Annotated in this window: 19 protein-coding genes; 6 read left to right on the forward strand and 13 right to left on the reverse strand. The window is 48.1% G+C overall.

The genetic code is table 11. The features are described from left to right. Window positions 1-272 precede the first annotated feature (272 nt). Together cbiB and ACNI23_RS03695 are read left to right on the forward strand one after the other, a co-directional pair. Complete coding sequence (cbiB, locus tag ACNI23_RS03690; RefSeq protein WP_420246854.1) at window positions 273-1,232, forward strand: adenosylcobinamide-phosphate synthase CbiB; 960 nt, start codon at window positions 273-275, stop codon at window positions 1,230-1,232. Window positions 1,233-1,389: 157 nt separating this feature from the next. Next, complete coding sequence (locus tag ACNI23_RS03695) at window positions 1,390-3,372, forward strand: glycosyltransferase family 39 protein (RefSeq protein WP_420246855.1); 1,983 nt, start codon at window positions 1,390-1,392, stop codon at window positions 3,370-3,372. Window positions 3,373-3,526: 154 nt separating this feature from the next. On the opposite strand, the gene proC is transcribed toward ACNI23_RS03695, so the two are convergent. From proC to dut, 13 genes are all read right to left on the reverse strand, one after another. After that, entirely contained in the window at window positions 3,527-4,330 is an 804-nt protein-coding gene (proC, locus tag ACNI23_RS03700) for a pyrroline-5-carboxylate reductase (RefSeq protein ID WP_420246856.1), read from the reverse strand. A gap of 1 nt (window position 4,331) precedes the next feature. Further along, entirely contained in the window at window positions 4,332-4,751 is a 420-nt protein-coding gene (gene ndk, locus ACNI23_RS03705; protein WP_319779806.1) for a nucleoside-diphosphate kinase, read from the reverse strand. A gap of 86 nt (window positions 4,752-4,837) precedes the next feature. Beyond that, window positions 4,838-5,632, reverse strand: a complete 795-nt coding sequence (locus ACNI23_RS03710) for an ABC transporter ATP-binding protein (RefSeq protein WP_420246857.1) — start codon at window positions 5,630-5,632, stop codon at window positions 4,838-4,840. Beyond that, a complete protein-coding gene (locus ACNI23_RS03715) occupies window positions 5,632-6,534 on the reverse strand; it encodes an ABC transporter permease (protein ID WP_420246858.1) in 903 nt (300 codons plus the stop codon). The genes ACNI23_RS03710 and ACNI23_RS03715 overlap by 1 nt, the downstream gene beginning before the upstream one ends. Before the next feature lie 95 nt (window positions 6,535-6,629). Then, window positions 6,630-7,580, reverse strand: a complete 951-nt coding sequence (locus tag ACNI23_RS03720; protein WP_420246859.1) for an ABC transporter substrate-binding protein — start codon at window positions 7,578-7,580, stop codon at window positions 6,630-6,632. 165 nt (window positions 7,581-7,745) lie between these two features. Then, the gene (locus tag ACNI23_RS03725) at window positions 7,746-9,002 is read right to left on the reverse strand and encodes a divergent polysaccharide deacetylase family protein (RefSeq protein ID WP_420246860.1); all 1,257 of its coding nucleotides are present in this window, start codon (window positions 9,000-9,002) and stop codon (window positions 7,746-7,748) included. Window positions 9,003-9,019: 17 nt separating this feature from the next. Beyond that, on the reverse strand, window positions 9,020-10,297 hold the full coding sequence (locus ACNI23_RS03730) for a S41 family peptidase (protein WP_420246861.1): 1,278 nt from the start codon (window positions 10,295-10,297) through the stop codon (window positions 9,020-9,022). Window positions 10,298-10,346: 49 nt separating this feature from the next. Further along, window positions 10,347-11,471, reverse strand: coding sequence for a murein hydrolase activator EnvC family protein (locus ACNI23_RS03735; RefSeq protein ID WP_420246862.1), 1,125 nt, complete (start codon window positions 11,469-11,471; stop codon window positions 10,347-10,349). A gap of 9 nt (window positions 11,472-11,480) precedes the next feature. Continuing rightward, window positions 11,481-12,134: an endonuclease III domain-containing protein gene (locus tag ACNI23_RS03740; protein WP_420246863.1), complete on the reverse strand. Its 654-nt coding sequence runs from the start codon at window positions 12,132-12,134 to the stop codon at window positions 11,481-11,483. Window positions 12,135-12,207: 73 nt separating this feature from the next. Then, a complete protein-coding gene (locus ACNI23_RS03745) occupies window positions 12,208-13,068 on the reverse strand; it encodes a 50S ribosomal protein L11 methyltransferase (RefSeq protein WP_420246864.1) in 861 nt (286 codons plus the stop codon). A gap of 157 nt (window positions 13,069-13,225) precedes the next feature. Beyond that, window positions 13,226-13,447 (reverse strand): hypothetical protein, encoded by a 222-nt coding sequence (locus tag ACNI23_RS03750; protein ID WP_420246865.1) that lies wholly within the window; start codon window positions 13,445-13,447, stop codon window positions 13,226-13,228. 36 nt (window positions 13,448-13,483) lie between these two features. Further along, the gene (locus ACNI23_RS03755) at window positions 13,484-14,686 is read right to left on the reverse strand and encodes an aspartate aminotransferase family protein (protein WP_420246866.1); all 1,203 of its coding nucleotides are present in this window, start codon (window positions 14,684-14,686) and stop codon (window positions 13,484-13,486) included. A 23-nt stretch (window positions 14,687-14,709) separates the two neighbouring features. Further along, the gene (gene dut, locus ACNI23_RS03760; RefSeq protein WP_420246867.1) at window positions 14,710-15,183 is read right to left on the reverse strand and encodes a dUTP diphosphatase; all 474 of its coding nucleotides are present in this window, start codon (window positions 15,181-15,183) and stop codon (window positions 14,710-14,712) included. 206 nt (window positions 15,184-15,389) lie between these two features. On the opposite strand from dut, the gene glgP reads away from it, so the two are divergent. The 4 genes from glgP to ACNI23_RS03780 are packed head-to-tail and all read left to right on the forward strand — an operon-like array spanning window position 15,390 to window position 20,647. Next, window positions 15,390-17,957, forward strand: coding sequence for an alpha-glucan family phosphorylase (gene glgP, locus ACNI23_RS03765; protein WP_420246868.1), 2,568 nt, complete (start codon window positions 15,390-15,392; stop codon window positions 17,955-17,957). Between the two features lie 10 nt (window positions 17,958-17,967). Next, entirely contained in the window at window positions 17,968-18,654 is a 687-nt protein-coding gene (locus ACNI23_RS03770) for a thermonuclease family protein (RefSeq protein WP_420246869.1), read from the forward strand. Window positions 18,655-18,670: 16 nt separating this feature from the next. Beyond that, window positions 18,671-20,197 (forward strand): glutamate synthase-related protein, encoded by a 1,527-nt coding sequence (locus ACNI23_RS03775; RefSeq protein WP_420246870.1) that lies wholly within the window; start codon window positions 18,671-18,673, stop codon window positions 20,195-20,197. A gap of 6 nt (window positions 20,198-20,203) precedes the next feature. Continuing rightward, window positions 20,204-20,647 (forward strand): 4Fe-4S dicluster domain-containing protein, encoded by a 444-nt coding sequence (locus ACNI23_RS03780; protein ID WP_420246871.1) that lies wholly within the window; start codon window positions 20,204-20,206, stop codon window positions 20,645-20,647.

The raw sequence follows: 20,647 nt of genomic DNA on the forward strand, positions 1-20,647 counted from the left end.
GGTACGGATTGTTGTCCGTGCCGCTTTTTTATATGATGTAGAGACAGCAAGCCTCCGGTTCTGTGGGAAGGATCGGATGCGGGGCATTTCTTTACCTTTACGCGAGGTAGGAATAGTGAGGTTCCGGCTCCGGCTGTCCCTGTGTGCCGATTATAGTGTAGGTTTATTAAATTCATAGATATGAATTAACTTAAAATAAATACGAATTTATTTTAAGTGTACCGCACTATTTGTCCCGGCCAAACGCTTTAAGATTTGAGGATAAATATCTGATGGACAATTCTACTGTTTTGTTTCTTGTACCTGTTATTGCACTTGTCCTTGATCTCGTTTTAGGAGATCCCAAGTGGTTCCCCCATCCCGTGCGCTATATCGGTATGGCTCTCGACAAGTACAAAAACTGGGTTTTCTCCACCGGCATGTCCCGTAAGATTATGGGCGGTGTAGGTGTACTGGTTTTCGCTATAGTGGTCTGGAGTGTACTCAAGATTTTTCTGGCAATCCCCTTCGTTGGCGTACTGATTGCCCTGTATCTTGCTTACGCAGGTCTTGCCCTCGGCTCCCTGCTCAGTGAGCACAAAAATGCTGCTGCCCTGCTGGACAGCGGCAGAATTGAAGATGCCCGTAAAGCAATTGCCGAACTGGTAAGCCGTGACGTTTCTGAACTGGATGAAAACGGTCTTCGTAAGGCTCTTGCTGAATCCACCAGCGAAAACCTGAATGACGGTTTCGTTGCTCCTTTCTTCTACCTCGTAGTTACCGGTCCTGCCGGAATGTGGGTTTACAAAACCATCTCCACCATGGATTCCATGTGGGGCTACAAGAATGAAGAATTCAAGGAGTTCGGTTACTACGCAGCTAAAGCTGACGATGTGCTGGCTTTCATTCCCGCACGCATCACCGGTTTCATGATGCTGGCTGCAGGCCGTATTATGAAGCTTGATTGGGAATCTGCTTACGATAATCTTATCGAAGATGCCAACAAGACCGAAAGCCCCAATGCAGGTTGGTCCATGGCTCCTGCAGCATGGCTGCTTGGCGCTCCTATGGGCGGCAAGGCTGTATACTTCGGTGAAGAAAAAGAAAAGCCCGTTCTCGGCCCTGAAGGTGGTGAATGGACTTCTCTGAAGTTGAAAAGACTTGGTGCTCTGGTAATGACCACCGCAATCTTCTCCGCTGTTCTGCTCGACATTTACTTTGTAATGGTCTGGGCTTCCGGCGTTGTTCATTAGAAATTAATCAGCCTATTAAGCTGACATTTAACCGGAATTCCGCAGCAGCGGGATTCCGGTTTTTTTTTATTAATACTCCGAGGTCTTCTTTTCTTGAATTTTGCCCTACCCAAGTGGCTCTAATCCGTATAAAAGAATAAAAAATATGGAGAATTTCATGCCTCAGGATTCATATAGAAATCGTCTTGTGCTGGGTGTTTTGATTCTGGCTATATGTGCTTTTGCAGTGGCTGCTTTTTATGCCTTTAATTCATCTCTTTCGAAGCCTGATAATTCTTATCTGGCCGCGCATTCAAAAGCTCGCTGGATCAAGTTAGACCTGCCTTTTCGACTTAATGCCCGCAATAACGGTTCTGAAATGACCCTTTTTCGCCGCAAGTTCGATATAAAAGATCGTATGGATATCCGTTTGCATCTCAAGGCTTTCCGCGGGGCCGGTATCTGGCTGGACGGTATGCCTGTGCGCAAGTTTGATGGGAATATGCAAAAATGGAGTGATGGTCTTGATGTTCAACTGCCTGTGATTGCTGCTGGCAAACATGAGTTGAAAATTGCGGTGGTTAATGAAAATGCACATCCGGCCTTGTTGCTGTGGGCTGAAGGTTCCGGTTCTGAGGCTTTAGATCTCTCCACTCCTGATGGTTGGGAAGCCAGTCGCGATGATTTTGTCTGGAACCCTGCTGTAGATGTTGCGAAACCGGGCAGGCTGCAAATTGCCAATGGGTTTGAACGTTCAGATCAGGCTTTGTTGGCATCTGTACCTTACATGTTGCCTTTGTTTTTGCTCGGGGCAGGTATTGTCTGGATGCGTGAAAGCGGCAGGGGGCCTGCATTTGTCCGCAGCCATGATTTTTCTCCAGCACAATTCAGGTTTGTTCTTCTTGGATTGTGGGCGGTCATGGCATTCAATAATTTTCATGATCTGCCGCTTAAGCTTGGTATGGATTCGGTTGGCCACTTCAAATATATTGAGTATGTCGCCGAAAATTTTAGTCTGCCCAGTCCGCTTGAAGGCTGGCAGATGTTTCAGCCTCCGCTTTACTACATCATTTCCGCTGCATTTTATAAATTTTTGCTCCTGTTCATGGATGTAGAAAGTGCTCTTTATTGGTTGCGCCTTGTTCCGCTGGTCTGTGGCGCGATCATGATCGAAGTATGTTACAGATGTGCTGTTAGGGCTTTTGATGAAAACCGCTTCGCTCAAATCGGGGCAACGTTGATAGGCGGATTTCTACCTATGAATTTTGCTATGGCCCAGTTTTGGGGCAATGAGCCTCTAGCTGCGGTCTTTTCCGCATTAACTATCTTGATGTGCCTGATCATTATTAAAGAACATGATAGAAGAAAGTTGAAGGATTTTGCCCTGCTTGGTTTTTGTCTCGGCTTGGCCATTTTGAGCAAAGCGACATGCACTCTTTTAATTCCACTGGTCCTCTTTTTTGTTCTTTTGCCCCTAATGGCAGAGAAAAGCGATTCCTCAGATGAAAAACTCAGCTGTATCAGGGGAGTTCTCCTGACTTTGATAACAACTTCAGTCATCGGTGGCTGGTATTACCTGCGGAATTGGCTCAGTTACGGCAAACCGTTTGTCGGCGGCTGGGATAAGATTCGTGAGATCAGCTGGTGGCAGGATCATAGCTATCGTGTCTGGGAGCATTTCAGTAGTTTTGGAAGTGCACTCATTAAGCCTGTTTACTCTACGATCAATGGAATTTGGGACGGACTTTATTCCACCCTCTGGCTGGATGCCAATCTCAGTGGAATGAGTAAATTCACGAGCAGGCCACCGTGGGATGATCAGTTGATGATGGCGACAGCATTGCTGGCTTTAGTCCCTTCAATCATGATTCTGGCAGGAATAGGGAGAACATTTTATAAGCCGGTTAGGTCTGTCTTTAATGGGCGTATGTTTCTTGTTGCGTGTATCGTGGTCTATTTTACTGCCGAAGCATATCTTTATCTCAATTTGCCCGTCTACAGCACGGCCAAGGCAAGCTACACTCTCGGCCTGCTGCCGTGTTATGGCATTCTCGCCATGGCAGGTATTAAACCATTGTTGAAAAATATCTACATTAAGTCGGTGCTATGCGGTTTTTTGACTGTCTGGGGAACTACAATCTACCTGACTTATTTTGTGTAAAAGAAAATGGCGACTTGAAAATCAAGCCGCCATTTTTATTCTATATGTATGCCTTTCGAAGCTACTCCAATTTCAAACTATTAAAAGTTTTTGGGATTCTTAAAACCTTTTTTTAAAAAGGGTTTAAGCCCTCGGAGAGCCGCCGGAGGCATTCTTATTTTTTCCCGAGTTCAATACTCCGCTTATAGCTTTGACGCACCGCATCAATAATATTGGCGCGGGTGGCTGTGCGGTCCAGATGGATGAGGGCTTGAATGGTAGTTCCTCCGGGGGAGGTTACCATTTCACGCAGCTGGCTGACGTGGAATTTGCTTTCCTGAGCCAGCTTGGTGGAGCCTTCAAACAGCTTGTTGACCATGGATGTTGCCTGTTCGCGGGGCAATCCCAGTTCAACTGCGGATTCGACCATGGCTTCTATGAAGTAGAAGACATAAGCGGGACCGGACCCGATCACCCCGGTAAATGCATCAAACTGGTTTTCTGCCAGTGCATAAACATCACCGAGAGGGGTGAACATTTCACGGGTGAAGTTTGCCTGCTCGTCGCTGAGGTGGTTGTCGTCAAGGCATACTGCAAACACGCCCGCGTTTACCAGTGCAGGAGTGTTGGGCATTACCCGGACAACAGGGCAACGGTTCTCGCAGAAGTCCTTCAGTTTTTGTACGGTCAGGCCTGCTGCGATGGAGATAATGCATTTGGACTCGTTGAGTTCAGGTGCAATATCTTCCAGAACTGCGGGAGCGTGCTGTGGTTTGACCGCCAGCACGATGAAGTCGGATTCCTTGGCAAGATCGCGGGGAGTCTCACATTGAATGAGCCCGGTCTCTTCGGCAAGGGCGTTCAGTGCTGTTTTGTTCAGGTCGGAACCAAGCAGGTTGATGCTGTCATCGCCAGCCATTCCTCTGATTATGGCGGCGCCCATGTTGCCTGTGCCGATAAATCCAACTTTTTTAGTCATATTAGTTTACCATTTCGAGGTTGCTGAAGAAGTAGGGTACTTCGATAGCTGCGGTTTCGGGTGCATCGGAGCCGTGGCATGCGTTAGCTTCGATTCCAGCACCGAAAGCCTTGCGGATGGTACCTTCTGCTGCTTCATTGGGGTTAGTGGCACCCATGAGGTCGCGGTAACGTTTGATGGCGTCTTCGCCTTCAAGAACGGAAACAACGCAGGGGCCGGAAATCATGAACTCAACCAGTTCACCGAAGAAAGGACGCTCTTTGTGAACAGCGTAGAAACCTTCAGCCTGAGTCTGAGTCATGTGGATCATCTTGGTTGCCTTGATCTTCAGACCAGCGTCAGAGATCATTTTCAGGATGTCGCCGATTTTGCCGGCTTTAACTGCATCCGGCTTGATGATGGAAAAAGTAAGTTCGCTCATTGTTTAAGTCCTCCAAGTGTATTCTTTTTTGCGGATTTTCGCATTACCCAGGTTTTACCCTGAACGGGAAGTTCATGTCGCCGCGATCAGGAAAAAAGCATCCTGTCCGTGGCTACATCCTCGCCGCGAAGGGAGTAGAATCGATCAAGCAGATCTTCCACCTTAAGCCCCTTCTTCTCCTTCCCGGAAATATCCAGAATTATCATGCCCTGATGGAACATGATCAATCTATCGCCCATGTTGATTGCCTGATTCATGTTATGGGTAACCATAAGTGTGGTCAGGTTATCACGACGCACAACGGCGTCGGTTATATCAAGAATTTTGCGTCCTGTCTTGGGGTCTAGTGCGGCTGTATGTTCGTCCAGTAATAAAATGTCCGGCCTTGTCATTGTTGCCATGAGCATGGTCAAAGCCTGTCTTTGACCACCGGACAGCAGTCCAACCTTATCCGCAAGTCTGTTTTCAAGTCCAAGACCGAGAGTCGCAAGCTGTTCTTGAAACAGTTTCCGATCACGTGATTTGACGCCTAGACCCAACCCTCTTCGTTTGCCTCGTTTGAGGGCTAGAGCCATATTCTGTTCAATGGAAAGGGAACCGCAGGTACCAAGCAAAGGGTCCTGAAATACGCGGCCCAGATTAGCTGCACGTTTGTGCTCCGGCCATCTGGTTACATCCTTGCCTGCAATGGTGATACTGCCGCTGCTGAGCATGAATGATCCGGCAATTGAATTAAGAAAAGTTGATTTCCCGGCTCCGTTTGAACCGATTACAGTGATGAATTCTCCGGCATCGACTTTGAGATCTACTCCGCGCAAAGCCTGTACTTCATTGACACTGTCCGGGTTGAAAGTCTTGGCTGCTTTTTCAACTTTAAGCATTATGCAGCCCTCCTTTTGAGCAGGCCGCTCTTAATTTGAGGAGAGACCAAGGCTACTACGACCAGTGCTGCAGTAACAAGGTTCAGGTCACTGGGAGTGAATGCGAAGTCTCCAAAACGTACACCAAGAGCCAGTGCAATGGCGATGCGGTAAATTATGGAACCGAGCAGGGCGGAAAGCATAGCCCGGGTGACATTGGGTTTACCGAAAAGGGTTTCACCGATGATAACCGAGGCAAGTCCCGCGATGATGGTTCCGATGCCCATATTTACGTCGGCAGCTCCCTGGTTCTGGGCTACCAGCGCACCGGAAAGGGCGACCATTGCGTTTGAAAGTCCCACACCGAAGATGATCATCATATCGCGGTTTACACCGAGGCTGGTGATCATTTTAGGGTTATCACCGGTAGCCAGCATTGCCAGTCCGAAAGATGTCTTCAGGAACCATATCAGTGCCAGCAGGGCTGCGCCGGAAATAATTGCGAAAAGTATGGGAGTGGAAAAGTGGGGTGCCAGTCCGCTAAATTCAATGAACTGGTCGATCAGGGTGTCTTCGCCGAGCAGGGTCATGTTCGGCCTGCCCATGATGCGGATATTTATGGAGTAGAGTGAAATCATGGTCAGGATGGAAGCAAGCAGGTGCAGAATTTTGAATTTTGTATTCAAAACTCCGGTTACCGCTCCGGCAATGAACCCAGCCCCTACTGCCATACTCATTCCGACAAGGGGATGGTAGCCGTTGCTGATGGCTACAGCCGAGACAGCAGCTCCAAGCGGCAGACTGCCGTCCACTGTAAGGTCAGGGAAATCCAGTACCCGGAAAGTCAGGTACACACCTAGAACCATGAGCCCGAAAGCAGTTCCCTGCTCAATGGCTCCCATAAATGCATATAAACTGATCATGATATGTTAAACTTATTTTTTAGTGGGAAGCGCAAATAAAAAAAGGCGCAGAATGTACTGCGCCTTTAACTCTTATACGGAAGATTTGCAAATATTTACTTAATCACCTTGTCGGCCCGATCCATGACCTGCTTGGGAATTTTCACTCCCATTTTAGCTGCAGCTTTCTCATTCACGAAAAGGCGCAGATTCTGAAGCGTTTCGACAGGCATATCAGCCGGTTTGGCTTTACCGCCAAGAATGCGGGCTGCCATGTCAGCGGTCTGCAGACCCATGCGGTAGTAGTCAACAGCCAGAGCGGCCACAGTTCCGCGTTCTACTGAATCGGTATCAGCAGAGAAAATGGGCAGCTTGTTCTGGCGGCAGACCTTGATAGCTGCTTCAAGACCGGAGACAACGGTGTTGTCCAGCGGAATGTAGATGGCTTCACATTTGCCGACAAGACTCTTGGCGGCCTGATAAACACCGCTGGAGTTGGCAATGGATGCTTCTTCTACCTTGATTCCGAAATCCTTGCAGATTTCCTTAAGCAGGTTGGTCAGCACGATGGAGTTGGCTTCACCAGCATTGTAGATGGTACCGATTGTTTTGATCTCGGGCATGAATTCTTTAATCAGTTCGACCTGACGCAGAACCGGACTCATGTCGGTCATACCGGAAATATTCTTACCGGGCAGCATGAGGCTTTTAACCAGCCCTGCGGCTACAGGATCGGTAACACCGGTGAAGAGTACGGGGATGTCCTTGATCTTCTGGGCAACAGCCTGTGAAGACGGGGTGGTGATGGTCATAACCAGATCAGGGTTTTCACCTTTTATCTGGTTGGCAATCTGAATATTGGTGGCCTGATTACCCTGAGCAATATGCTCATTGTAAATTACATCAAAGCCGGCTTCTTTAAGTCTGTCTTTAAAACCGTCCCTCATGGCATCGAGGGAGGGGTGTTCTACAATTTGGGAAATAGATACGGTGTAAGTCTGGGCGGAGTGGATGACAGGGACCGTCACCATGAACAGAAGTACGAGAAATAGGAGGATTTTTTTCATCCTGGTACAACCCTTTATTGAAAAATTATTTAATAAAATGAATTTGCCCTTAAAATGACACTTAAGTCAAGACAGGATCAAAATTATTTTTTACAATTATAGATTTAGCCATAGATTTAAACAACGGCGACACGGCTGTCTTGTCACTGTTGCATGTCACAGTACTTAACTGTTGGGGCGCAACGAACTTACCGGAACGATCCTGATTTTACCCCTGTTCTCAGCAACCCATTGGCGGATAGCTTTGAGAGTCTCGTGATTCGGATGTCCGATAGCAATGGCCTGTCCATGTTTACGTGCTATTTTGGCTGCCTTGGAAAGCTGGTATTTAATGGCCCCCACATCCTTTACGTTATCAAGGAATATGTTGCGTTCGTAAAATGTTACCCCTGCTTTAGATGCGGCCCTGCGGCAAGCACTTTTGGGGGTGGTCCGGCTGTCGAGGAAAAAAAGATGCTTCTTATTCAAATGTTTCAGCGCTGCCAGCATCCCATTATAGTTCTCAGTGAAGCTTGAACCCATGTGGTTGTTAAGGCCGGTTGCTCCGGGAACTTTTGCAATGGCAGCAAGCGTTATAGTGCTGATTTTGTCAGCATCCATGCCCACAAGCAGGGCGTCAGCACCGGGATTGACTTTAGGATACCCTTTAGGCTGCATGGGCAGATGAACCATGATTTCATTGCCGCTTTTCTTGGCAATGGCAATGGTTTTTTTCACATGCGAGCTGTTAGGCCAGATGGAAAAAGTTATTTTTGCATCCAGAGCGGCCAACCCTTTGGCCAGTTTCAGGTCTTCGCCCATGTCGTCGATTACAATAGCCAGTTTGGGCGCGTTGGGATCAAGCTTAATCGGAGCAGGCTTCTGTTTTTTTACCACGGGGGTAAAGATGGAAAATTTATGGGTTGGTACTCCGTTGATGCTGATCAGCCATTTGTCAGTGGCAACTTCGTGCAGACTGGCATTAAGAGCCGTTGATTCCAATCCCTTTTGCACGCTGGCGAGGAAAAGTTTTTTGTCGCCTGGGACAGGAAAGCTCAGCTGCTGGAAGTGGTAGTCCCGGCCCTGATGCTTTTTCAGGGAAACATCTTCCAGCCGCAGATCACTCATGGATATTTTGGCTGCCTTCAGGGTGTTGATCAGACTCAGGTCAATTTGTTTGACCATGTCGTCAAGGTCGCCTTCCATCGGCTCTTCATACAAGGGAACTGAATTAACCGCACTTTGTTCAGTCTCGGGCGATTCAACAGAAGCATTGCTTTCAGGTGAGCCGGAAACGAGCAGAGCAATTATCAGGCAGATGGATGCCGCAGCTGCAACAGTCAGGGCAGCAATGGCAACAGGCTTGGAAATGTAAGCCCGAAGTCCCGGTTTGGTTTCCGGGGCTTCGGGCTGATTGTTTTGTTCAGGATTATGCTGATCCACTTTATTAAACCTTAATGCTATTTGATTTCTTTCAGGCGGGGAAGCTGTTTCACCATCTGCAGACCAAGTCTGAGCTGGTTATCCCTTTCAAGCATTTTTTTGGCTTTATCATCCTGTACCTTGGCATTGTCCTTGTCTTTGCCGTTGTTTTCAAGGTGACGGCTGAGGTCTTTCTCGCGCAGGATGAAACGGTCATCTTTTTCTTTGTCTTCTACAAGAGGAACAAAGGGGTATACGATGTCGGGGTCAATCCCCTCGGCCTGAATAGAGCGGCCGCTGGGAGTGTAGTAAAGGGCTGTGGTCAGCTTGATGCCGGATCCGTCTGCCATGGGAATAATGGTCTGTACGGAACCTTTACCGAAGGTGCGTTCACCGAGCAGCAGAGCGCGGTCATGGTCCTTGAGTGCGCCAGCAACGATTTCGGAAGCTGATGCGGAACCCGCGTTGATCAGGGTTACGATGGGTACATGAACATCAGTTGCCTGCTCAGTTGCCATGAAATCCTTGCGGCTGGCTTTGCTGCGGCCTTCAATGTAGACGATCAGGCCGTCGTTAATGAAGGTGTCGGCAACGGATACAGCCTGTGTGAGCAGTCCGCCGGGGTTGTTGCGCAGGTCAAGCACAACACCTTTGAGGGTGTGCTTCTTCTGGTAATCGCGCAGGGCTTTATGCATTTCACGGGTAGTGTTCTCGTTGAATCTGGTCAGTCGCAGGTAGAGGATACCGTCTTCAAGTTCCTGACTCTTTGCGCTGATGATGGGAATGGTGTCGCGGGTGATGGTTATCTTGTCAGGCTTGTTTGCATCCTTATGAAGAATGGTCAGGATTACATCTGAACCGCGCTTACCTCTTATTTTGCCCACTGCTTCCATAAGGGAAATGGACTGGGTGGATTCACCATTAATTTCGAGGATGATGTCACCGGCTTTGAGGCCGGCCTTGTATGCCGGAGTGTCTTCAATGGGGGAAATAACAGTCAGACGACCTTTTTCCATGCTGATTTCGATTCCGATGCCGCTGAATTCACCGCTGGTGGATTCCTGCATTTCCTTGAAATCATCAGTGGAAAGAAAAGTGGAGTGCGGGTCGAGCTGTTCGAGCATGCCCTTTACAGCGTCATCGACAAGTTCTTTGCGGGAGATGTCGTTAACGTAATTGTGTTCCACCAGATCAAGCACCTGCGAAAATCTGCGCAGGGGTTCAAAACGGTTTTCATCAACGGCTTGTGTCGGCTCCGGTGCAACGGATATTACGAAAAGAGATATGATCGCAATCATCCACAAAGTTTTTCTCATGTGTTCCTCCAGCGTGGTGGGTGCTGTATCTTGCTCAAGTTATTATACATTAATTTCGGGCAAGCCATTTTTGCGGGTTAACGGGTTTCTGATGGAAACGCAATTCAAAATAGAGTCCCGTTTCTTTCAAGTTAGGGTAATACCCTGTTTTACCGATAATTTCATCCTTTTCAACCTCCTGTCCGGTTTTAACGAAACTTTCAGCCAGGTAGGCGTAAAGGGAGTAGTAGTTGTAGCCGTGATAAATAATCACAACCCGCCCAAATCCTCTGAGGGTGTCATTGTGTACAACTTTGCCCCAGAAGATTGATTTTACATCAACATTTCCGGTGGTTTGGATTCCGATACCGCGAACAGGCGGTTTACCGGAAGGCTTGAACCGGACTTTGGTGTCCCCCTCGCAAGGGCGGGGTAAGGACCCTTTAAAATTGGCAATTTTTTTGCTTGTAAGGCTTTTTAGCTTGTAATTCAGTTTGTTGATTGTTTCAAGGAGACCTTTCAGTTCCTGCTCTCTGTTGATTTTCAGGGCGCGGATGGATTTGATCCCTGCCAACAAGCTGAGTTTATCTTTGAGTAAGCCATCTTTTGTGTCGTTGATTTCTGAAAGCTTGGATTGCGCTTTTAAACGTAAATCTTTTTGGATTTCAAGGTTGGCAGCGATTTCGTCTGCCTTTTCCTGTGCTTTGTCCAATTCAACTTTGGTCTCTTTATATAGAGAAGCAAGCCAGACAAAATTACGGTCAGCCTTTTCCCAGTCATCCAGTGATCCGAACTTATTCTCAAGTTTGCGGGAATGAACCGGCCAGATCTTGATTAGCATGGTTTTCAGTTTAGCAACAATTTCATCCAGTTCGCCTTCAAGAACGCGCTGGTCTGCTTTGGCTGCCTGCTCATCTTCCATAATGCCTGCGAGGTCATCTTCCTTTTGGAAAAGTTCACGCTCCACATTACTGATGCGGTCTTCAATAGTTGCAAGCTCCCCGAACATGCTGCGTTCTTCGCGGGTAAGCTTCAGCAACTCCTGCTTTTGCTCTTTGACGGTATTTTTGGTGTCCTGAATTTCTTCTTTAAGCCTGTTGACCGCGGAGTCTGCAGAAGCAGATACACTTCCGCAAAGCATCAGCAATGCGGCGGTCAATATGATCAGGTATGTTTTAGTAAGCATTCGAGACATAGGCTGAAGTTAGTTTTCCAGAAATTTACCCAGCGGGCAGTTTTTGCAATCAGGGTTGGATTTTTTACACCACTCTTTAGCGGTACGCACAATCAAGGCGTGGTATTCATTGTACATATTCACGTCAGGATCAAGTACGTCCATGAAATATTCCTGTAGTTCATGGTAGTCGATGTCTTCGTGGACCAGCATGTGGCGGTTGAAAATCCTGCGTGTATAGGCATCGACCACGAATACAGGCTTATTCAAAGCGTAGAGCAAAATGGAATCTGCTGTTTCCGGACCGATTCCGTTGACTGCCAACAGTTTCTCGCGCAACTCAAAGGTCTCTACATCTTTCAAGTCCGTGATACACTTTGCAGAATTGACGTCAAGGAAATCGAGGAAATTATTGAGCCTTACCGCCTTCATACGGAAGAAACCGGAAGGTTTTATCAGTTCCTGCAATTCATCCATGGAGAATTTACGCAATCCCTGCGGGGTCAGACCATCATTCTCTTTGAGGTTGCAGATAGCCTTTTCCACGTTCGCCCAGTTTGTATTCTGGACCAGAATAGCTCCCACAGCAATTTCAAACGGGCTTTCACCCGGCCACCAATGACAAGGCCCTAATCTTTCCGAGAGGGCTTCATAGTATTTTATTAATGTTTGCTCTCTATTCATGAAAAAGACTATTTAATTGAGCTACATGTGAAGCAAGCTAAAAGTTTCCCTTCCCCAGCCGGAGGCATTAAAATTAATCTTCACTTACATCGCGCCAGAGGAGTCCGGCCCATTCACCCATGGTGAATATTTCAGGGGCGGGCAGACCTGCTTTGATGTATTCTGCTGCAACTTTTTCAGATTGCTCCACAAGGATACCGGAAAGAATCAGGATGGAATTTTCCTTCAGCCTTGCGGTTACATCCGGACAAAGCTCAATGAGCGGACCGGAAAGGATATTTGCTACTACCAGCTCATATTTAAGCTTGGGATCAATGGAATCGGCACTGCCTACGGAAAGAATGATGCCGTCAACGTCGTTGTTATCGATGTTTTCCTGTGCGCAGACAATGGACTGTGGATCAATATCCACACCGACACCTTTCAGGCCTAGCTTGGCAAGAGCGATGGCGAGGATTGCGGACCCGGTACCGAGATCAAAAAATTCCATGTCCGCATTAAGCTTTCCTTCTTCAGCCAGTTTGCTGATCAGTTCAAGGCAAAGGGCGGTGGTGGGGTGGCTGCCTGTTCCGAAAGCCATTTTCGGTTCTATGATGATGTGGTTCTTGCCTTCGGTCTTCTTTTCCAGCAACCACGGGGGCAGGATTTCGAACTGTCCGCAGGTTACGGGCTCGAAATAATCCTTCCATGCAAGCCCCCAGTTTTCATCTTCGATTTCTTCACCAACACATCCAGCGTCAGGCCAGCGGTTTTTGATCTCTTCTACTATTTCCTTGCCCAGAGGGTGGTCCTCAAGATGGATGGTATAAAAAATGGAATCGTCATCAAGCGGCTTTTCTTCCCAACCGTGTGCAACGCGTGCGCCGAGGTATACCTGACATTCATCACTTTCGAGCTCGGAAAGGGTGAATTGAATTCTAAGTAGTTTAGGCATTGGTGTTCCTTATATTTTAAAATCTAGTTGATTGTTAAATTAATGGTCAGTGTTTTCGAGATAGCAGTACATGAAAATGCCCAGATACTCCACAGAGTACCTGAGCATTTTAGGTTTATTTGCTCAATCCCTGTCTCGCAGGGAGTAGTCGTATGTTTTAAACAATTCGATCAATGAGATTACCCTTGCCGGTGAGGCTGTGTATAGCCTGATCCACAATTTTTTGTTGCTCTTCTGCATGTAGATGCAAAGAGGCCGCATCAATAGAGTCCGGAATAGCGTCCGGCATTTCAGCCAATCTTCCAGATGGCTGCCAAGGCTCAATACTGGTGTCCTGAACACCGCCTTCTACTGGTGTGGCAAGTGCAATATCATCCATAAACTAAAGATAAGCCCGTATGGCTTGATGGTCAAGCTAAGCCTGTTCTGCAAGCAGCCCCTCAAGCGCATTGAGAAATGCAACGAGGTCATCCTTATCAATGGTTAACGCCGGGAGCAGCCTGAGAATTGTTCCCTTGGTCAGGTTGAGGATAAATCCTTGTTCACGCAGGGCGGCAAAGATTTCATTGCCGTCAAAGTCCAGCTCCACGCCGAGCATCAGACCAAGGCCGCGAACGGATTTGATCTTGCCCGGGAATTTTTCCTGCAGTTTGCCAGCTTCGGCTTTGAAGAAATCGCCCAGTTCTGCTGCACGTTCATCAAGCTTGTCCTCGGTCATGATGTCGATGACCTTGGACGCAACCTTGGATACCAATGCTCCGCCGCCGAAAGTGGTGGCATGGCTGCCGGGAGTGAATCCCTTGGCTACTTCTTCTGTAGCCATCATGGCACCCATGGGAAGTCCGTTGGCAAGAGCCTTTGCGGAGGTGAAAATGTGCGGGGTGACTCCATAATGCTGGTGTGCCCACCATTTACCGGTTCTGCACAGGCCGGACTGGACTTCATCCACGATGAGCAGAATGTCGTTTTCTTTGACCAGCTCGGTCACCGCTTTGACGTAATCTTCAGGTAACGGTTTGATGCCGCCTTCGCCCTGTACCATTTCGATCATGACCGCAGCAGTTTTATCAGTGATGGCGGCTTTAAGGGCCTCAGCATCACCAGCCGGAACGTATTTGAATCCTTCCGGCAATGGCGCGAAGCCGTCCTTGATAGGGCCGTATTGTCCTGTAGCGGTCAGGGTAGCCATGGTCCTGCCGTGGAAAGAACCTTCGAGAGTGATAATTTCAAAGGCATCTCTTTCTTTAATAGTACGCATATACCGTCTGGCCAGTTTAATGGCTGCTTCGTTGGCTTCAGCGCCGGAGTTGGCAAAGAAGACTCTGTCGGCATCGCAGGTGGCGAGGAGCTTTTCAGCCAGCTCTACCTGTTCTTCCTGATAAAAAAGGTTGCTGACCTGAACCAGTTTACGGGCTTGCTCAGCCATAATGTCGGCAAGGTCGTCACGGCAGTGGCCGATGTTAACAACGGAAATTCCGGAAAGCAGGTCAATGTATTCTTTGCCGTCAAGATCCCAGATTCTGGAACCCTTGGCTTTTGTTACATTTAAAGGATATCTGCCGTAGGTATTGCAGATGGAATTTTGTTCAGCGGCTACAAGTGTATCGTGTTTACTCATGATATTCTTCTATTCAGTGGAGACTATTTTTTACCTGTATGCCCGAAACCTCCGGCACCTCTGGTTGTGTCGGAAAGTTCTTCGCTGGGAGTCAGCAGGGCATGGCAGTAAGGCATGAAAACGAGCTGTGCAATGCGCTGTCCACGCTCAATTCGTCGCTTTTCGCCCGATGTGTTTAGCAGGGAAACTTTGATCTCTCCACGGTAGTCAGGGTCGATTACTCCGACTCCCTGACTGACGGTCAGGCCGTCTTTGGTGCCCAGCCCGCTGCGGGAATAAATAAAACCGGCAATACCCGGAGAGGTGATCTCAATGGCGATTCCGGCGGGGAAGGCATACCTTCCGCCAGCTTCAATCTCCACGAAGTCCTCTTCAATGCAGGCACGCAGGTCCACTCCGGCAGAGTTGGGGGTAGCATAGTCCAGACCGCCTTCGCTGGCAGTCTCACTGAGGAATTTTACTTTTACTTCAACTGGATTGGATTGGGTAGGATTCATCTTTCTATCCTTGAACAAGTGATATTTTGAAGAGGCAGAATGCTCTTGTAAGGCAAATGTGTCAACTTTCTATCGAGATTATTGCTAAACTGTCTTGATATGTTAACCTGAATAAGGCAAATAATAAAAATAAGTGTGAAAGGTTCGGGATTTCTGGTATATTCGATCAATCATCTCATTTCGAATAAATTTTTAAGGAGATAACTATGCAGCCGCTTCGCGTTTACAGCGTCGTTCCACGTCTGCCCAGTCAGCTGAAAGAGCTTTGGGACTTGGCATATAACTATCTTTTTGTCTGGAACAGCGACATTGCCAGTATCTTTTCTAGCATTGATCAGGTTCTCTGGCGGGATTGCCAGCAGAATCCTGTGAAGTTCTTAAACAGTCTTCCTCAACAGCAGCTTGAAGAATTGGCTAAAGATGATTTTTTTGTGCAGCGACTTAAGGAAGCCGCCAAGGTGCAGAGAAATTATCTGGCCCGTGAAGGCTGCGCTTACAAATTTGATGGAGCCAAGAAAGGCGAACCCGTCGTAGCTTACTTCAGTTTGGAATACGGTATCGGCCTCAGTCTGCCTATTTATTCCGGTGGCCTCGGTATTCTTGCAGGTGACCACCTCAAATCTGCAAGTGATTTGAATATTCCGTTGATTGGTGTCGGCCTTTGTTACCAGCACGGCTATTTTCGGCAGTATATGACTCAGGATGGCTGGCAGCAGGAGCGTTATCCCAGTCATGATTTTGAGGAAATGTCTATCAAAGTAGCCAAGGATAAAAACGGAAAGGATGTAAAATTTAATTTTGATATGAAAGGGGAAACCCTTCATGTTAAAGTATGGCAGGTCGAAGTCGGGCGTGTAACCCTTTATCTGCTCGATACCAATGTACCTGAAAACTCGCTTAGCTTCAGGGGAATCACAGCACGTTTGTACGGTGGTGATCTTGAAATGCGTCTTTGGCAGGAAATCCTGCTTGGTATAGGTGGAGTCAAAGCTCTTGATGCACTCGGACTTGAGCCCAGCGTCATTCATATGAATGAAGGCCATTCTGCATTTGCCGGGTTGGAAAGAATTCGTATTTTTATGACCGAGCACGGGCTTTCTTTTGAAGCGGCGATGGAAATGGTGGCTTCTTCAAGTATTTTCACCACCCATACCCCCGTTCCGGCTGGTAACGATCGTTTCCCAGCCGAACTTATGCGTCCATACTTTGAACCGTATGCCCAGACTATGGGGCTTGCCTATAAAGTATTTCTTTCTCTCGGCAGGGAAGACCCCCGCGATGATGCGGAACAATTCTGCATGACCGTATTGGCTCTTAAGCTTTCCCGTTTCAATAATGGTGTATCAAAGCTTCACGGGCATGTTTCGCGGAACATGTGGCAGAAGGTTTGGCAGCAGTATCCTGTGGAAGATGTTCCCATCGGGGCAATTACCAACGGTGTGCATATGCCGACATGGGTTGCTACTGATATCTCTTTGCTTTTTGATCGTTACCTCGGCCCGAACTGGCGTGAGGACCCGGATTGCGCAAAAGTCTGGAGGCAGACCGATAATATTCCCGATGCAGAACTTTGGCGCACTCATGAGCGGCTCAGGGAACGGCTGGTGGATTTCGTACGCAAACGTCTGCGCCGCCAGTTGATGAATATCGGTGCCCGGCGCAAGGAAATTGAACTTGCTGACGAAGTGCTGGATCCCCGCGCTTTGACTATCGGTTTTGCCCGCCGTTTTGCTACCTATAAACGTGCCGGATTGCTGCTTAAGGATAAGGAACGTTTGCTCAAGCTTATTTCCGATTCCAAACATCCTGTGCAGTTTATTTTTGCAGGTAAAGCCCATCCGCAGGACAATGAAGGTAAGAAGCTTATTCAGGACCTTATTCAGTTTTGCCGTCGTGAAGAGTGCCGCATGAGTCTTGTCTTCCTTGAAGATTATGACATGAAAATCGCCGACTATATGGTTCAGGGTTGCGATATCTGGCTGAACACTCCGAGGCGTCCTCTTGAGGCCTGCGGAACCAGTGGCATGAAGGCTATGGCAAACGGTGTGCTCCAGTTCAGTACCCCGGACGGCTGGTGGGATGAAGCTTATCTGCCTGATAACAGCCTCGGCTGGGCTATCGGTCGCGGCGAAGACTACAACGATCATGAATATCAGGATTTTGTGGAGAGTCAGACCCTTTACAAAGTTCTGGAAAATGACATAATTCCCGAATTCTATGACCGCGGCCATGGCAGCCTTCCCCGTAGCTGGATTGCCAAGGTCAAGAAGGCGTTGCGGATTCTGGGACCTGAATTCAACGCTAACCGTATGGTGGAAGATTATATTGAAAAGGCATATCAGCCTGCATACAGTAATTACGCCACCATGCATAAAAATGAATTCCAGGGCGCTAAAGAATTGGCTGCCTGGAGAATGGAAGTGATGACCAAGTGGTCCAGCTTGAAGGTTCGCAACATTCGTTCGGAAACTCATACTGATGTATATGTTGAAGAACCGATCATCATTACCGCAGAGATTTTCCTCAATGGGTTGACCACGGATAATGTTCAGGTGGAAATCTACGCCGGACCTGTTGGGCAGGACGGAAAGTTTGCCCGCCGTAACACTGTGGTTATGACCCCTGAAGAAGATATGGGCGGCGGCTGGCATGTTTATCAGGGCGAGGTTATGCCTCATGAGGCCGGAAGGTTCGGTTATACCGTGCGCATCCTGCCCAAGCATGAACTTCTGCTTGATCCTCACTCTCTGGGGCTGATCCATTGGGCACAATAAAAGGAACTGAATGCCGAAAGGAAAAATTAAAATAATCAAGTTACGAAACGGGGTCCTTAAGGGCCCCGTTTTCATTTTGTTGTTCTGTTGCCTGTTCTTCAGTACGGCAACTGCTTCTGCCTTTGAAGCCAAGGTCCGCTACGTAATAGACGGAGATACCTTTATCCTAAGCAATAACGAGCATGTGCGTATTGCCGGAATTGATACCCCGGAAATAGGGCGGGATGGCAAACCGGATCAATACTATGCCCAGCAAGCGAAATCCATGCTGAATAAGCTGATTCTAGGCAAACGGGTACGTATTGAATATGCAGGCAAAGGAACTGATCATTATAAACGTATCATCGGCTGGGTTTATGTGGATGATGTCTTCGTGAACAGCCATATGATCCGTAATGGTGCGGCCTTTTTTTATTTTCATAAGGGAAATGACAGGGGTAAACAGAAATTACTTCTCCAGGCCCAGAGAAAAGCCTATGATGAAAAGAAAGGTTTCTGGCCTGTTATCAACAAGCTGAAAAAGTTTAACGAACCGTGGGTTGGTAATAAAAACAGCCGCCGTTGTTTTCTTTTCGGCGATAGGTTTGCCAAAAAGATAAGCCGGAAAAATAGAGTTAATTTTTCCAGTCTGGGTGAAGCGTTTTCCGGTGGTTATTCACCTGCAAGACATTTAAATTTTTGGCCTGTAGTGAAGTAAAAGTGAGGCAATAAAAGTGCTATTCAGAAAATTTGCCAGCACATTCCATGAATTCCGCATAGTGCGCGACCCGGACCTGTGCATTGATTGTAAGGTCTGTATCAAGCAGTGCTCTTATGAAGCGCACTTCTGGGACGATGCACGAGATAAAGTATCCCATGACAGCCGCAAGTGTGTGGGCTGTCACCGTTGTGCTGCTTTGTGTCCGACAGCCGCTCTTACTATTAAATTGAATGAGTTGGATTTCCGGCCTAATGCCACTTGGCGTCCTGAGTTTGCACGCAACATATATAATCAGGCTGAAAGCGGTGGTGTATTGCTGGCAGGTATGGGCAGCCCTGTTGATATCCCTGTATATTGGGACAGCTTGCTTCTGGATGCCAGTCAGGTAACCAATCCGTCCATTGACCCCCTGCGTGAACCGATGGAGCTTAAAACTTTTCTCGGGTCCAAACCTGATAGGGTTGAAGTCAAGTTTGATGCTGACGGTAATCCGATACTCAAAACTGAACAGACTCCGCAGATAGAACTTGCCACTCCGATAACCTTTGCTGGTATGTCCTTCGGGGCTATTAACTACAATCTGCATGCGGCAATGGCTATGGCAGCCAAAGAGCTGGGTACGGTCTACAATACCGGGGAAGGCGGGCTTCATAAGTCTCTCTACGAATATGGACAATGGACCATAGTGCAGGTTGCTTCCGGGCGCTTCGGAGTTCATAGCGATTACCTGAACGCCGGAGTAGGTATTGAGATTAAGGTCGGGCAGGGAGCTAAGCCGGGAATCGGCGGTCATCTACCGGGTGAGAAAATTAACGCCATGATCTCCGAGACCCGTATGATTCCGCCGGGGTCTGATGCGATTTCACCCGCGCCTCACCATGATATTTATTCCATCGAAGATCTGCTTCAACTTATCTTTGCTTTGAAGGAAGCGACGGAATACCGCGTCCCGGTAGCAGTGAAGATTGCTGCGGTGCATAATGTGGCGGCTATTGCCTCGGGTGTGGTACGTGCCGGGGCTGATATATTGACTCTTGACGGTATGAAGGGTGGAACCGGTGCTGCTCCGGCTATGACCCGTGACAACGTGGGCATTCCTATTGAACTGGCTCTTGCCAGCGTGGATCAACGGTTGCGGGATGAAGGTATCCGTTCCAAGGCTTCCATTATTGCCGGGGGAGGATTCCGTTGCAGCGGTGATGTGATCAAAGCAATTGCTCTTGGTGCTGATGCGGTCAATATCGGCACTGCGGCTCTAATCGCCGTGGGCTGTACGCTTTGCGGTCGCTGTTATACAGGAAAGTGCCCGTGGGGTATTGCCACCAATGACAAGAAACTCGCTAAGCGCCAGAACCCGGAAGTTGCGGCGGAAAGGCTGGTTAACCTTGTACGCGGCTGGTCCCATGAAATTGAGGAAATGCTCGGCGGCATGGGCCTTAATTCAATAGAAAGTCTGCGCGGTAACAGGGATAAGCTGAGAGCAGTCGGACTGACTGATACTGAAATGCAGATTCTGGGTGTTAAGCATGCTGGTAGGTAATTAAACATGAAAAGAATTTATCCTGACAGGGAGTTATGTATCGGGTGCGGTCTGTGTGTGCTGGGCTGCCTCGCTGCTCATTCCAAATCAAATGACTTGATTCTTGCTTATAAGGAAGAACAGGCCAAGGGGTTGGTTGCCCGTAAGCGGCTGATTGAAGATGACGAAGTTTGCGTCGCCATCAGTTGCAGGCACTGTGACGAACCGGAATGTGTACCTGTTTGTATTTCAGGGGCGTTGACCAAAGATGATAAAACCGGAATCACTCTCTATGATGCTGATAAGTGTGTGGGCTGCTGGTCTTGTCTTATGGCCTGTCCGTACGGGGCTATTCAGCGCGACAAATATAATGGTATGATAGTTAAGTGTGATCTTTGCGCAGGCAGGAAAAGCGGTCCGGCATGTGTGGAAGCCTGTCCCAACCGGGCTTTAAAATATGAGGAGAGATAG

The organism is Maridesulfovibrio pacificus (SeqCode), from assembly GCF_048612815.1.
Lineage (GTDB): Bacteria > Desulfobacterota > Desulfovibrionia > Desulfovibrionales > Desulfovibrionaceae > Maridesulfovibrio > Maridesulfovibrio pacificus.